We start from the raw sequence: 14,156 nt of genomic DNA on the forward strand, positions 1-14,156 counted from the left end.
TACTCCATATGGGTGATCATCGGATGAGTCCTCTCGTCGCCGGTTACGCTCATTGCAGAGTGGGCCCCGACAAGGAGGACGCCATGGCCGTACTGCAGCAGGAGCTGACCCTGGGCGAGGCTGCCGACCAGCTTGCCCGTGCACTGCCTGGCCACCGCGTGGAGATTCTCCAGGGGAGGCTCACTGTGACACCGCCGCCGGATGGCTCGCACGCGCTGGCGCTGACGAAACTGGGCAGGGCATTCGATCGCGCGGGCCTCGTGGAGGCGGGATACGAGTGGGTCCAGGGCGTCGGGCTCTGGCTGCCTACATCGCCGGAGGACTTCGCGATCCCTGACTTCTCCGTCGTCGACCCGGACTTCCGCGACGCCCATGTCACGAAGAACTACTACGCACCGAACGTCTTCCGCATGGTCGTGGAAGTGACGTCCTCGAACTGGTCGGACGACCTCGGCCCCAAGGTCGAGTGCTACGCCCAGGCCGGCCTTCCCGTCTACCTCATCGCCGACCGCAAACACGACGAGGTCGTCCTCTACGAAGACCCCGCCGACGGCAAGTACCCCGACCCCGTCCGTTTCAAGCGAGGCCAAACCCTCCCCGTCCCCGAGTCCGTCGGCGTCGCCCTCGACCTCTCCGTCGACACCCTCCTCGACGGCGACGACTAGCGAAGCCCGAACCGGCCCAGGTAGCCCATGAGTCCGGTCGCCTGGTCCCCGGCCCACCCCACATAGCCGTCCGGTCGGACAAGGAACAGCCCGGAGCCGTACGACTCCTGCGCCCGCCCCCGGACCACCCGTACCGTCTCCGGCAGCTCGGGTGCCTCCACGCCCACCGCCACCAGCGTCCAGTGCGGCCCCCGGAACGCGTCGAAGAGCCGTACGCCGTCCAACTCGCCGTCCGGTGCGCGGTCGCCGGCCCGTAGAGCACCCGGGGTCGTGCGCGTCTCCTCGGTGAGTGATGACTCCCGGTACCCCAGGCCGAGTTGGCGGGTCGCCTCGCCGCGTCGGACCTCGCCGCGGTGGACGGCGGTCGACAGACCGAGCATGTCGGCGGCGATGGGGCGCCGCTCCTCCTCATAGGTGGCCGGCAGAGCCGGGTCGGCCCCGCCTCGTAGCACCGCCCCCAGCTTCCAGCCCAGGTTGTAGGCGTCCTGGACGCTGGTGTTCAGACCCTGCCCCCCGGCCGGCGAGTGAACATGCGCCGCGTCCCCCGCCAGGAACACCCGCCCCTCCCGGAACCGGTCCGCCAGGGCCGCCCGGGGCCGGAAGTCCGAGGCCCAGCGGACCTCGGTCACGGCGTCGGCGTCCAGGTGGGAGCGCGCGGCGACGGTCTTGCGGATGCCGTCCAGGGACAGGTCCACCGCCGTGCCCTCCGGGAACCGGGCGGCGATCTGGAAGTCCTCCGTGCCCGCGAGCGGGCAGATCGCCATGAAGCCGTCGGTGTCGTCGCGCGGCGGGAAGACGTGCCAGTGGTCGCGGTCCAGGCCGGTCAGCCGCACGTCCGCGACCAGCATCGGGTGCGGGTCGACCTGCTCCCCGGTCATGCCGATGCCGAGGCACCGCCGTACGGCCGAACGACCCCCGTCGGCCGCGACGACATACCGCGCGCGGACGCTGTCGCCGGCCGCGAAAGCGACCGTCACCCCCTCCGCGTCCTGGGTGATCCCGACGGCCTCCCGGCCGAAGGCGACCCGGCCGCCCAGCTCGGTCAGCCGCGCGAAGAGGATCTCCTGGGTCCGCCACTGCGGCACCATCCACGGCTCGGTGTACGGCGAGTCCTCCGTCGCCTCGGCCGGGTCGAACATCTGGTGCTCGCCGACCCGCCTGCCGTCCTGCCAGATCATGCCGACCGGGTAGCTGCCGCCGGCCGCGCGGATCGCGTCCAGCACGCCCAGGTCGTCGAAGACCTCCATGGTGCGCGGCTGGATGCCCTTGCCGCGCGAGCCCGGGAACAGGGCCTCGGCCCGCTCCACGACCAGCGCGTCCACTCCGCGCCGGGCCAGGTCGACACCGAGGGCGAGGCCGGTCGGGCCGGCGCCGACGATCAGGACGTCGATATCGGCGCGATCCGTGTGATCGGTGTGATCGGCGTGATCGGCGTGTATGGGATGCATCGGGCGATCCTCCTTAACGTTGTTAAGTTCCGATGGCCACGAGAGTGCCCTTAACGTCGTTAAGCTGTCAAGCGTGAACACGGAACGCCGCGCCCCCCTCGACCGCACCCGGGTCGCCGACACCGCCCTCAAGCTGCTGAACGAGGTCGGCCTGGACGGCCTGACGCTGCGCGCCATCGCCAAGGAGCTGGACGTCAAGGCGCCGGCGCTGTACTGGCACTTCAAGGACAAACAGGCGCTGCTCGACGAGATGGCGACCGAGATGTACCGCCGGATGATCGCGGGGACCCCCCTCGACCCCGACGACACCTGGCAGGAGCGGCTCCTCAGGTCCAACCGCGGGCTGCGCACGGCGCTGCTCGGCTACCGCGACGGCGCGAAGGTCTTCAGCGGCTCACGCTTCACCGGCATCGAGCACGCCGAGCAGATGGAGGACAACCTGCGCCTCTTCACGACCGCCGGCTTCGCCCTCGCCGACGCGGTCCGCGCGACCTCGACGACGTACTTCTACACCCTCGGCTTCGTCATCGAGGAGCAGGGCGTCGAGCCCGTGGCGGGGGAGCGCCGCGAGGGGTACGACGTGGCCGAACGCGCCCGCATGATGGCCGACTATCCCCTGTCGGCCCAGGCGGGCGCGGAGATCTTCGCCGACTACGACCGGCACTTCGAGGAGGGGCTGGCGGTGGTGATCGCCGGGATCGGGGCGCGGTACGGGATCGGGTGAGCGGTGTTCAGTCGCGGGGGAGCCGTCCGGTTACCTTTCGTTCACCTGGTAGTTGGCAGGGAGTTGAGATCCGGCGTCGAACATCTCCTACGGTCGCAGGGATCCGCCCCGGAGAGAGCCCAGGTGTACGCGTGACCAACCGCCCCCCGACACTGTCCGTGATCGTCCCCTGCTACAACATCGAGTCGTACGTCCCCGAGACCGTGACCAGCCTGGTCAACAACGAACGGGACGACTTCGAGTTCATCTTCGTCGAGGACCGGTCCACCAAGGACAAGACGTACGAAGCGCTGCTGACGCTGACGAAGAGACTCAAGAACAGCAGGGTCATACGGCACGAGAAGAACGGCGGACTGGCCACCGCGCGCAACACCGGGATCGACGCCTCGGAAGGCCGCTACCTCACCTTCCTCGACGGCGACGACTGGCTGGCGCCGGGCTATCTCACGGATCTGGTGGACGCCATCGAGCGGTTCGACGTCGATTTCGTACGCACCGACCACGTCCAGGTGACGGGTGTCGAACGGACCGTGCACCGGGCACCCGAGGGCCGCCGCCACACCCCCCTCGACCCGCGCTCCTCGATCCTCCCTGTCGACGACACCACCATGGTCGACTACCCGTACGCCTGGGCCGGCGTCTACCACCGCCGCCTCCTCGACCAGGGCATGCTGCGCTTCCACGACGGACTGAAGACCGCCGAGGACCGCCCCTGGATCTGGGACCTGCACCGCAGGGCCGACTCCTACGCCGTGGCCAGCCTGCGCGGCGTCTTCTACCGCCGGGGCGTGGCCAGTTCGCTCACGCAGATCGGTGACGTCCGCCAGCTGGACTTCTTCCGCTCCTTCGACCTCGTCCTCGCCGAACTCGCCGAGGACCCGGAGGTCGGCCGCCTGCGCAAGAAGGCGCTGCGCAACTACTGCGTCGTCATCGCCCACCAGCTGCTCAGCCGGGGCCGGTTCGAACGCAGCATCGCCGCCAGGCTCAAGCAGATGGCCGCCGAGGCGCTGGGCAGGATGTCGGAGGACGAGCTGGAAGAGGCCCTCGTCGGGATGGGCGAGGAGCGCGTGTACATGCTGCGCCGGATACGGGGCGGCATGAAGGGAGTGGCGGCATGATCCAGATCTTCTTCTCGGCCACGCAGTACGCGGCCGCGACCGTCACCGCCGCCATACGGGCCGGCCAGTTCGGCCCGCGCGAGGGCGTCCGCCGCATCCTCGTCGTCAGCAACACCGCCGCCATCCCCGAGGTCGGCACCCCGCTGGACCGGATGGCCGGCTTCGAGAAGCTGCGCCCCGAGTTCGACGAGGTGCGCTCCTGGAACGAGTTCATCTCCCCGCACCACCCGGCCGGCTGGTCGCCGCGCGGCCAGGACACCCTCCTGTGGGAGAAGGCCGTACGCCTCGCCTGGAACCTGGGCGACGAGCCCGTCGAGATCGCCTGTGAGTCCATCCAGGCCAACCCCTCCCGCGCCGTCGCGGACATCTTCGCGGACAGCCCGATCCATGTGTACGCGGACGGCCTGATGAGCTACGGCCCCACCCGCAACCGCATCCCGCACGGCATGAGCAGCCGCATCAAGCGGGTCCTGCACCTCGACCTGGTGCCGGGCCTTACGCCCATGCTGCTGGCCGAGTACGGCGTCACACCCGAGGCGGTGCCGAACGACGCGATCGTCGACGTCCTCGCGCAGATCGGCGAGTCCGGCGCCGGCATCCTCGCCGAGCGCCTCCCGGCCGACGCCCCGCCCACCGCCGTGCTCCTCGGCCAGTACCTCTCCGCCATCGACCTGATCACCCAGGACGAGGAGGAGCAGCTCCACATCCGCTTCCTGCGCGCCGCCGCCCGGGCCGGTCACCAGGACGTGCTGTTCAAGCCGCACCCGAGCGCGCCCGCCGTCTTCAACGAGTCGCTGGAAGCGGTCGCGGCGGAACTCGGCGTCAATCTCACGGTGTTGAACGAGCCGGTCCTCGCCGAGACCGTCTTCGCCTTCCTGAAGCCGAAGCTCGTCATCGGCTGCTTCTCGACGGCCCTGATGACCGCCGCCGCCTTCTACGGCATCCCGGTCGCGCGCGTCGGCACGGACCTGCTCCTCGAACGCATCACCCCGTACGAGAACAGCAACCGCATCCCGCTGACCATCATCGACGCGGCCCTGCCCGACGCGGAGCAGGCCGAGCTCGGCTCCCCGCTCGAACTCGCCGGTATGGCCGAGGAACTGGCCCCGCTGGTGCGCAGCGTCGGCTACTGCATGCAGTCCCGCAAGCACCACGCCCTGCGCGACGAGGTGACCACCTGGCTGGCGGCCAACCTGACCCAGTACCAGGGCTACTTCAAGCGCCGCCGCCTCACGAGCCTGCGCCTCCCCGGCGGCAGCGCGGTACGTGCGGAGGCGCTGCGCAGGCACCCGGCAGTGCGGAAGGCCGTGCGCCAGCTGCGGCAGACGACGCGGAAGTAACGGACGGTTCCGAAAAGCGCGTTCGGCGCGTCTCCCCACCGGGGAGACGCGCCGAACGCGTCCAGGGGCGCGGGGCTGTATCAACATGCGGCTCCGCCGCGTGGGCGCGACCAGCCCCCACCGGGCCGCAGGGGAATTCGGCCCTCCTAGCGGAGCGGCACCGCCGGCAAAGCCTTCTTCAGCTTCGGCCCGAACGGCTTCTCCACGAACCGGTTCATCAGATACGCCAGCCCCAGCAGGCTCAGCACCGACAGCGCGAGCGTGGCATAGGAACCCATCCCGAGCCCCCGGTGCAGCACCCGGATGAAGAACCAGCCCAGGTGCTCGTGGATCAGGTAGAAGGGGTACGTCAGCGCCCCCGCCACCGTCAGCCAGCGCCAGTTGGCCCAGCTCATCCACCCCAGCGCGACCACCGCGACGGCGGCGAAGGCGAGGAAGACGATGGCCTGGATGACGTACGGGGAGCGATGGAACTCGCCCTGCGCCCCCGGGTGCCACAGCGCCATGACCGAGTAGCGCTGGCCCAGCAGGAAGGACATGCCGACGATCCCCCACAGCAGCAGATCGCTGCCGAAGCGGTGGATCAGGTACAGCGCGAGGCCGCCGATGAAGAACGGCGCGTGGTCGCGCATCACCAGCTCGTCCGTCAGCGGATTGTCGGCGACCCGGGCGAAGGCGGAGGCCAGCGTCCACAGGATGCAGAAGGTGACCACCCGCTTGTAGGTGACGCCCTTCCAGATCACGAACAGCGCGAAGAGGACGTAGAACTTCAGCTCCACCCAGAGTGTCCAGCACACACCGAGGACCCGCGGCACGCCGAGCGGCTGCTGCATCATCGTGAGGTTGACCAGGAGCTCGTCCGGCCGGACCGGGTGGACGACCACCGGCAGCAGCACCGCCGCGCCGGTGACCATGACGATGGCCACCCAGTACGCCGGGTAGAGGCGGGAGATCCGGGAGCGGAAGAAGTCGCCGAGGCTGCGGCCCCAGCTGCTCATGCAGATCACGAACCCGCTGATGACGAAGAAGAACTGCACACCCAGGCTGCCGTAGGTGGACAGCTGCGACAGCGTCGGGAACATGACGCCGGGGGACTGGTCCCAGGAGGCGGCGACCTCGCCGTTCTTGCCGGTGAAGTGGTACATGCAGACCATCAGGGCCGCCATCAGCCGCAGACCGTCCAGGGCGCGCAGCCGGCTCGCTCCCCGGGGCCGCGCGGAAGGCCGCTCGGCGAGGACCTGGTTCAGCCGGGGTGCCGGCGGCGCCGGTGCTGCCGGCGGTGCCGTGGCCTGGTCAGCCGCGCTCATCCTGGGGCCCTTCCACTGGGAGTCTCGAGGTGCGTTCGGTCGTACGTGACGGCTGTTGCCGTTTAATACGATGACCGAACGCTAAGTCCCTCGGACGGGTGAAAGGTGAGTGACGGCTGACGCTCAGGGAGCGCAAAGGTGTCACACGGATGAACAACCACCCCTTGTTTCTGGCTACTTTCGGCCGGCCACCTGCTTCAACGCCCGCGCCCGGCGCGCCAGTCGGCGCACGGTCGCGTTCCGCGGGATGAAGGAGAGCTGGGCGGGTACGGCGCCGGGCAGGGCCAGCGACGTCAGGCGCTTGCGCTTGAAGTAGCGCCAGGTGTGCGGGTTCAGGTGCTTGGCGAGGTACGCCTCGGCGGCGCCGCGCAGCCCCGGGTAGATCTTGGGCTGCATCGCGAAGCCGACCGCCCCCAGCAGCGCGGCCAGTTCGTCCACCCGCTCGCGCGTGGGCATCGCCCAGGCGTTCACCGCGGCGGTGTCGGCGATGTCCGGCAGCAGCACGTCGACGATGGTCAGCGGCACGCGGTTGCTGTTCTGGTACGGCGCGAGGCGGGCCAGCAGGGTGTCGGTGCCGACCCGCGCGACCGGGACGCCGTACAGACCGGCGGCGGTCAGCAGTGCGGTCGAGAAGCAGCCGACGACCAGCGCGGGCCGCAGCCGCTGGAAGGCCACCTCGGCGAGGACGGGCCGGTCCAGGAGGGTGAGTTCGGCGCCCAGCCTGCTCGCCTCGTCCTCCAGGAGCTTCGTCCAGCGGGCCGGCGCGACGGGGTGTGGCTTGAACACGATGCTGCGGTGGCCGAGCGCGACGGCGCCGCGCACCATCCGCAGGTGCAGGTCCTCCTCCTCGGCGTCGGTGAGGATGCCGAGCGCGGAGAGGTACTGGCCGAGCAGCAGGGCCGGCCGGCCCTCGGAGTCGTCCGCCGCGACCGCGGGCAACTCGCTCTCCGCCTCGGAGAGTTCACCGAGCACCTTCAGGAACGCCTCCGACGGCACCAGTTCGGACGGGACACCGAACTCGGTGAGCAGCAGCGGGGTGAGGCCCGGGACGAGATCGAGGTGCAGCAGGCGGCCGATACGGGTGCCGACCAGCGGGTCGATCTTGTCGCGCGTGGGGCCATAGCTTATGAGGCCGTCCGCGTAGACGTCGACGGGAGCGCCGGTGAACAGCTGGCACAGCGCGAGGGCCGGATTGACCTGGACGGACTCGACGGCCAGCTGGATCTCGTCGTCGCCGAGGTGCCACAGCAGCCGTACGTACCGCTCCCACATGGGTACGTCGTCGGCGCGGGGCGACCAACCGCTCGGGTGGAACGGGGAGATGGTCTCGTTCCAGGACAGCACCTCGTCGAAGCGCTCACGCAGCCGGTCGAAGCCCGGCATCGCGTCGACGGACGGGGTGGTCTCCGGGTTGGTCGCGTTGTTGGTGACCAGCAGCAGCCGGCGGTCGGCCGGTTCGAAGAGCCCGGCGTCCAGGGCGGCGGCCAGCGTCGCGGCGCCGTACAGCGTCGAGGCGCAGAAGATCTGGGTGGTGCGCGGCATCAGGCGGCCACCGTCCGGGTCCCGACCGCCCTGCGGCGCACCCGCCGCAGCCGGGCCGCGCGCTGCGCGTCCATCGAGTCCATTACCTCCGCGAGCACGTCCTGCGGCATTCTTTTCAGGGCGGAGGCGCTCATCGAGCGCAGTTTTCGAGCCACGGCGGGTTCGAACCTCTCGATTTGTCCGAGATGATGAGCCATGATCGCGCAATAAGTGCGCACGGCTTTCGGAAGCAGCTTATCGGCCTCGGGGTCAGCCGCCGTTTCCTCGATTACCTGATCGAACGCACGAATGAAATCCAGCTGTCGTACGTCACCGATCTGGGTGAGCGAGGACGCCACTCCGCGCCGGTAGTAGACACCGAGCAGCCCCACCGCGGCGAAGGATTCCGCCTCCCGGTGCAGCTTCCAGATCCACGGCCGGTCCTCGGCGGTGCGCAGCCCGTGGGTGAAGTGCAGGACCCCGCGGTCGACCAGGCGGCGGTGGTAGATGCCCGCCCACGCGTACGCGTAGTCCACGGACGTCGACCGGTCGGCGGGCAGGATCGCCTCGCGCGGGTTCATCACCGTCCAGCGCCGGCCGTGCGGCACCCGGTGGATGCTGCGCGCCCGCCCGGTGCACTGCACATGGTCGGTGCGCACGAAGTCGCAGCCCAACTCCTCGATCGCGGAGAGGAGTTGCGGGAAGTAGCCGGGCGCCAGCCAGTCGTCGCCGTCCAGGAACGTCAGGTATTCGCCGCGCGCCCTGTCGATGCCCGTGTTGCGCGCGGTGGCCAGCCCTCCGTTCTGTTCGTGTCTGACGACCACCGCTCCCGGCAGCTCGCGCTCCGCGCGCGCGAGGATGTCCGGTGTCCCGTCCGTCGAGCAGTCGTCGACGAGGATGAACTCGAAGTCCTCGCGTGTGTTCGCACGCAGGCTCTTCAGGGTGTCTGGCGCGTATTGCTGCACGTTGTAGAACGGCACGATGACGGAGAGCTTGACCACGCGAAGGACGTTAGGGGGCGGTCCGGCACCCGTCTTTACCCGGAGCTTGATGTCAGGTGAACGACGCGTGGCGATGCCGTGAACCAGGCTTTTTTACAACGACTTCGGACCCCGATTCGCCGTTCGTCGATGTGCTGTTAACCGTTTGTTGCATTCGGGTTGGGCAGAACCTCGAAATCGCTTCCTAGCGTCTTCGACGTGCCAGCAAGTGCGACTAAGACCCGGCGAGTGGCCGTACTCGCGGATTCCGACACCCGGTGGAAGTGGGGCGCGCTCACCGCGAACCGCATAGCTCCGGATAATTCGGACATCCGTCTGGACGGATTCCTCCTGCGTGGCCGGGCCACCCCCACCGCGCGCCAACTCCAGGAAGTCGGCGTCCACGCCGACTCCCTCCGTGAGGTGACCGCCGTCGAGTTCCTGCGCGTCATGGCGCAGGAGTCGTACGACGTCCTGGTCCTCTCCCTCGTCGGCGGCGGCGTACAGGCCATGCTGCACGGCCTGAAGCGGGTCTGGGAAGGGCGCGCCGAGCGGCCCGTCGTCGTCACCGGCTATGTCGGCGTCGTCTACGAGAAGCTCGCCGACGGTCTGCTGCTGCGGCACGGCGCGGACCTCGTCCTCGCCAACTCCCGCCAGGACGCCGAACGTTTCCGCGCGGTGTACGAGGGGGTCGGCGCCGACGCCACGTCGGTGACCGAGGTCGCGCTGCCGTTCCTCGGCGGGGAGCCCTACACCGGTGAGCACGACCCGTACACGGTCGTCTTCGCCGCCCAGCCCTCCGTGCCGGACAGCCGCAAGGACCGTACGTACCTGCTGAACCGCCTGATCCAGCACGCCCGCAAGCACCCCGAGCGCGAGGTGCTGCTCAAGCTGCGCTCCAAGCCGGGCGAGCACACCACGCACATCGAGGAGCTGCCGTACCAGAAGCTGGTCCAGCCGCTCGACCCGCCGGCCAACTTCAAGCTGGTCTACGGGAACATGGGCGAGGTCCTCGACCGCACCGACCTGCTGGTCACGATCAGCTCCACGGCGGCGCTGGAGTCGCTGCACCGCCGTATCCCCACCGTCGTCCTCACCGACCTCGGCGTGCGCGAGACGCTCGGCAACCACCACTTCGTGGGCTCCGGCTGCCTCGCCTCCTGGGACCGGCTGGACGACGGGCACAGCCCGAGGCCCGACGAGGAGTGGGTCTCCCGGCAGGGCGTGTGCGCCGACGGCTCGTACGCCACCGCCTTCGACGCGGCCCGTGAGCGCATCGCCAAGCTGCTGGACCGCCCGGGCGGCCTGCCCGCCCTCACGCCGTACTACACGCCGGCCACCGCGCCCGGCTATCTGCCCGGCATCCTCGCCCGCCACCACCTCGGCCCGGACGGCACCCCGCTGCCCGGCGCCCCCGCCCATGACAAGGAGCCCGGCCCGGTCCGCCAGATAGTGCGCCGGGCGGCACGCGGCGCCTACCGGCACGGCGTGCAGCGCGTGGCACCGGTCATCCGGCGGATGGGGGAGCTGTGAGCGACCCGACCGGGGCGCCGGGACGCGCCCCGAAGCCTCTGCAAGGAGCCCAAGGAGTGGAGCCCATGTCCAACCCGGAAGCAGACCAAGGCACTTCGGTGCCCCGCGTGCTCGCCGTGATCCCCGCGCGCGGCGGCTCCAAGGGTGTGCCCGCGAAGAACCTGATGCCCGTCGGCGGCGTACCGCTGGTGGCGCGGGCGGTGCGCGAGTGCCGGGCCTCCAGACTCGTCACGGACGTCGTAGTCTCCACCGACGACCAGGGCATCGCGGCCGCCGCCCGGCAGGCCGGCGCCGAGGTCGTGCTGCGCCCCGCCGCCATCGCCGGTGACACCGCCACCTCCGAGGCGGCCGTACTGCACGCCATGGACGCCCACGAGGCGCTGCACGGCGCCCCGGTGGACGTCGTCCTCCTGGTGCAGTGCACCAGCCCGTTCATCATCCGCGAGGACCTCGACGGTGTCGTCAAGGCGATCGTCGCGAACGGCGCCGACACGGCCCTGACCGTCGCCCCCTTCCACGGCTTCGTGTGGCGCCACGGCGACGACGACGCCACCGCCGCCGAGTCCGAGCGCGCGGCCACCACCGGCGGCTACGGCGTCAACCACGACAAGACCTTCCGCCCGCGCCGCCAGGACCGCCCCCAGGACTTCCTGGAGACCGGCGCCGCCTACGCGATGGCCGCCGACGGCTTCCGCGAGCACAAGCACCGCTTCTTCGGCCGCACCGAACTCGTGCGCACCGACCCCGCCCGGGTCCTGGAGATCGACGATCCCCACGACCTGGCCCGCGCCCGCGCGCTGGCTCCGCTGTTCGACGCGGACCGGCCCGGCGCCCTCCCGACCACGGACGACATCGACGCGGTCGTACTGGACTTCGACGGCACCCAGACCGATGACCGGGTGCTGATCGATGCCGATGGAAAGGAGTTCGTCTCCGTGCACCGCGGAGACGGCCTCGGCATCGCCGCCCTGCGCAAGAGCGGGCTGAAGATGCTGATCCTGTCCACGGAGCAGAACCCGGTGGTCGCCGCCCGCGCACGGAAGTTGAAGATCCCCGTGCTGCACGGCATCGACCGGAAAGACCTCGCACTGAAGCAGTGGTGCGAGGAGCAGGGCATCGCGCCTGAGCGCGTGCTCTACGTCGGCAACGACGTCAACGACCTCCCGTGCTTCGCCCTCGTGGGCTGGCCCGTGGCGGTCGCGAGCGCCCATGACGTCGTGCGCGGCGCCGCACGCGCGGTCACCGCCACCCCGGGTGGCGACGGCGCGATCCGAGAGATCGCCAGCTGGATCCTCGGCCCCTCTCTCGACTCCCTCACCAAGTAAGGACATCTCTGCAATGAGCACCTACTCCCGCCTCCGTAACTTCGGCTCGCGCGAAGTCGGCCCGGGCAAGCCCGTCTACATCTGCGGCGAGATCGGCATCAACCACAACGGTGAGCTGGAGAACGCCTTCAAGCTCATCGACGTGGCCGCCGAGGCCGGCTGTGACGCCGTCAAGTTCCAGAAGCGCACCCCGGAGATCTGCACCCCGCGCGACCAGTGGGACATCGAGCGCGACACCCCCTGGGGCCGGATGACCTACATCGACTACCGCCACCGCGTGGAGTTCGGCGAGGACGAGTACCGCCAGATCGACGAGTACTGCAAGAGCAAGAACATCGACTGGTTCGCCTCCCCGTGGGACACCGAGGCCGTCGCCTTCCTGGAGAAGTTCGACGTCCCGGCCCACAAGGTCGCCTCGGCCTCCCTGACGGACGACGAGCTGCTGCGCGCCCTGCGCGCCACGGGTCGCGCGGTCATCCTCTCCACCGGTATGTCGACGCCGAAGCAGATCCGCCACGCGGTCGAGGTCCTGGGCTCGGACAACATCCTGATGTGCCACGCCACCTCGACGTACCCCGCGAAGGCCGAGGAGCTCAACCTCCGCGCGATCAACACGCTGGAGAAGGAGTTCCCGAACGTCCCGATCGGCTACTCCGGCCACGAGACGGGCCTGCAGACCACGCTGGCCGCGGTCGCCCTCGGCGCCGTCTTCGTCGAGCGTCACATCACCCTGGACCGCGCGATGTGGGGTTCGGACCAGGCCGCCTCGGTCGAGCCGCAGGGCCTGACGCGCCTGGTGCGCGACATCCGCACCATCGAGGCGTCCCTCGGTGACGGCGTCAAGAAGGTCTACGACTCCGAGCTCGGCCCGATGAAGAAGCTGCGCCGCGTCGCCGGTGTGGTCGCCGAGGCGGAGATCGCCGCGGCGGCGGGCGAGCCGGTCTCGGTCTGAGACAGATCCTGCTGACTCCGGGTCCGAGTGCCGCCAGTGCGGGCGCTCGGACTCGGAGCCGGTTCTAGCGACTTCTGAGCGACTTCTGAATACGAGCGCCGCATGAGCGCCTTACGACGGGACGGTCGTACGTCGATGAGCCACCGAGCCGGGAACACCGGACCCCGCACTCTCGCCTTCGTCGAGAGCCCGGTACAGCTCCTGAACGTGCTGGAGTGGGCGCATGCCCACGCGGACACCCTCGGCGCGGGGCTCACCCTCGTCGTCCTGTCCCCGATCGACCCCATGTCCCGCGGCCAGCTGCGCCGGATGGCCGAGCTGGCGCGCGACGACGGGCACGAGGTCCGCTGGGAGGAGGCACGGGGCGGCGCGGCGGCCCCCTTCCAGACGATCGGCGGCCTCGCGGGCCTGCTCCGCCGTGCCGACCGGATCGTCCTGGGCGACCCCTTCTCCCGCTACGTACAACTCCTGCTGACCATCACCAGGGCCCGCGACCTGGTCGTGGTCGACGACGGTACGGCCACCATGGAGTTCGTCGCCCAACTCGCCCGCGGCGAGCGCCTGGTGCGCTGGCACCGCAAGGGCGGCCGCCCGGGCCCCCGGGACCTGGTCTTCGCCCCGGTGTCGTCGGCGGCCCGCAAGCGCCTGACGCCGAGCGCCCACCGCAGGGTCGAGATCTTCTCCTCGATGCCGATGGAGGAGACGCCGGACGGCGTGACGGTCACCGCCAACACCTTCGCCTGGACCCGCGACCGCTTCGGCCCGCCCCGCATCACCAAGGGCGCGGACATGGTCGGCACCTCGCTGGTGGAGACGGGCGTGGTGGACGGCGACCGTTACCTGGAGGCCGTCAGCTCCCTCGCCAAGACACACGGGGCCACCCGCTACTTCGCCCATCGCAGGGAGAGCGCGGAGAAGCTGCACCGGCTGGCGGTGGAGACGGGCCTGGAGGTCGTACGCCCGGACCTCCCGCTGGAGCTGATCGCCCGCCGCGGCCCCATCGGCCGTACGATCCTGAGCTTCCCGTCGACGGTCGTGCACACCTTGCCGCTGGCGCTGTCCGGTACGCAGGTGCGGGTGGCGGTGTGCGACATCGACCCGGCGTGGCTGACGGAGAACGCGTCGCCTCGGGCGCAGGGGTTCTTGTCGGGGGTCACGGGGACGGCCCGGGATGTGCACCGGCTGTCGGCGGTCAGCGCGGTGTGATCCAGTGGCCTGGCGCCAACTGCCCTGCCCTGCCCGG

The 14,156-nt window shown here is 70.1% G+C and carries 12 protein-coding genes; 8 read left to right on the forward strand and 4 right to left on the reverse strand.

Translation table 11 applies throughout. The annotated features are described in order from the left end of the window. The first annotated feature begins 83 nt into the window (after positions 1 to 83). Positions 84 to 665, forward strand: a complete 582-nt coding sequence (locus EJ357_RS28875; RefSeq protein WP_126394446.1) for a Uma2 family endonuclease — start codon at positions 84 to 86, stop codon at positions 663 to 665. Here the strand turns inward: EJ357_RS28875 and EJ357_RS28880 are convergent. After that, complete coding sequence (locus EJ357_RS28880; RefSeq protein ID WP_126394447.1) at positions 662 to 2,113, reverse strand: FAD-dependent oxidoreductase; 1,452 nt, start codon at positions 2,111 to 2,113, stop codon at positions 662 to 664. The two genes, EJ357_RS28875 and EJ357_RS28880, sit on opposite strands and share 4 nt — an antisense overlap. Before the next feature lie 73 nt (positions 2,114 to 2,186). On the opposite strand from EJ357_RS28880, the gene EJ357_RS28885 reads away from it, so the two are divergent. The 3 genes from EJ357_RS28885 to EJ357_RS28895 all read left to right on the forward strand — a co-directional run bounded on the left by EJ357_RS28885 (position 2,187) and on the right by EJ357_RS28895 (position 5,295). After that, a complete protein-coding gene (locus tag EJ357_RS28885; RefSeq protein WP_126394448.1) occupies positions 2,187 to 2,837 on the forward strand; it encodes a TetR/AcrR family transcriptional regulator C-terminal domain-containing protein in 651 nt (216 codons plus the stop codon). Positions 2,838 to 2,968: 131 nt separating this feature from the next. Next, a complete protein-coding gene (locus EJ357_RS28890; protein WP_126394449.1) occupies positions 2,969 to 3,955 on the forward strand; it encodes a glycosyltransferase family 2 protein in 987 nt (328 codons plus the stop codon). Beyond that, positions 3,952 to 5,295: an alpha-2,8-polysialyltransferase family protein gene (locus EJ357_RS28895; protein ID WP_126394450.1), complete on the forward strand. Its 1,344-nt coding sequence runs from the start codon at positions 3,952 to 3,954 to the stop codon at positions 5,293 to 5,295. Before EJ357_RS28890 ends, EJ357_RS28895 begins: the two co-directional genes overlap by 4 nt. A gap of 146 nt (positions 5,296 to 5,441) precedes the next feature. Here EJ357_RS28895 and EJ357_RS28900 read toward each other — a convergent pair whose 3' ends face one another. The 3 genes from EJ357_RS28900 to EJ357_RS28910 form a co-directional block, all read right to left on the reverse strand. Beyond that, on the reverse strand, positions 5,442 to 6,602 hold the full coding sequence (locus tag EJ357_RS28900) for an acyltransferase family protein (RefSeq protein WP_175647556.1): 1,161 nt from the start codon (positions 6,600 to 6,602) through the stop codon (positions 5,442 to 5,444). A 174-nt stretch (positions 6,603 to 6,776) separates the two neighbouring features. After that, on the reverse strand, positions 6,777 to 8,144 hold the full coding sequence (locus EJ357_RS28905) for a polysialyltransferase family glycosyltransferase (RefSeq protein WP_126394451.1): 1,368 nt from the start codon (positions 8,142 to 8,144) through the stop codon (positions 6,777 to 6,779). Continuing rightward, positions 8,144 to 9,124 (reverse strand): glycosyltransferase family 2 protein, encoded by a 981-nt coding sequence (locus EJ357_RS28910; RefSeq protein ID WP_126394452.1) that lies wholly within the window; start codon positions 9,122 to 9,124, stop codon positions 8,144 to 8,146. The genes EJ357_RS28905 and EJ357_RS28910 overlap by 1 nt, the downstream gene beginning before the upstream one ends. Positions 9,125 to 9,322: 198 nt before the next feature. Between EJ357_RS28910 and EJ357_RS28915 the strand changes: the two genes are divergently transcribed. The 4 genes from EJ357_RS28915 (at position 9,323) to EJ357_RS28930 (ending at position 14,119) form a co-directional block, all read left to right on the forward strand. Continuing rightward, a complete protein-coding gene (locus EJ357_RS28915; RefSeq protein WP_126394453.1) occupies positions 9,323 to 10,636 on the forward strand; it encodes a DUF6716 putative glycosyltransferase in 1,314 nt (437 codons plus the stop codon). Between the two features lie 65 nt (positions 10,637 to 10,701). After that, positions 10,702 to 11,961, forward strand: a complete 1,260-nt coding sequence (locus tag EJ357_RS28920) for an N-acylneuraminate cytidylyltransferase (protein ID WP_126394454.1) — start codon at positions 10,702 to 10,704, stop codon at positions 11,959 to 11,961. A gap of 13 nt (positions 11,962 to 11,974) precedes the next feature. After that, complete coding sequence (locus EJ357_RS28925; protein ID WP_126394455.1) at positions 11,975 to 12,913, forward strand: N-acetylneuraminate synthase family protein; 939 nt, start codon at positions 11,975 to 11,977, stop codon at positions 12,911 to 12,913. Positions 12,914 to 13,048: 135 nt separating this feature from the next. Beyond that, complete coding sequence (locus EJ357_RS28930; RefSeq protein ID WP_126400179.1) at positions 13,049 to 14,119, forward strand: hypothetical protein; 1,071 nt, start codon at positions 13,049 to 13,051, stop codon at positions 14,117 to 14,119. Positions 14,120 to 14,156: the final 37 nt, after the last annotated feature.

It is taken from the genome of Streptomyces cyaneochromogenes, from assembly GCF_003963535.1.
Taxonomy (GTDB): domain Bacteria; phylum Actinomycetota; class Actinomycetes; order Streptomycetales; family Streptomycetaceae; genus Streptomyces; species Streptomyces shaanxiensis.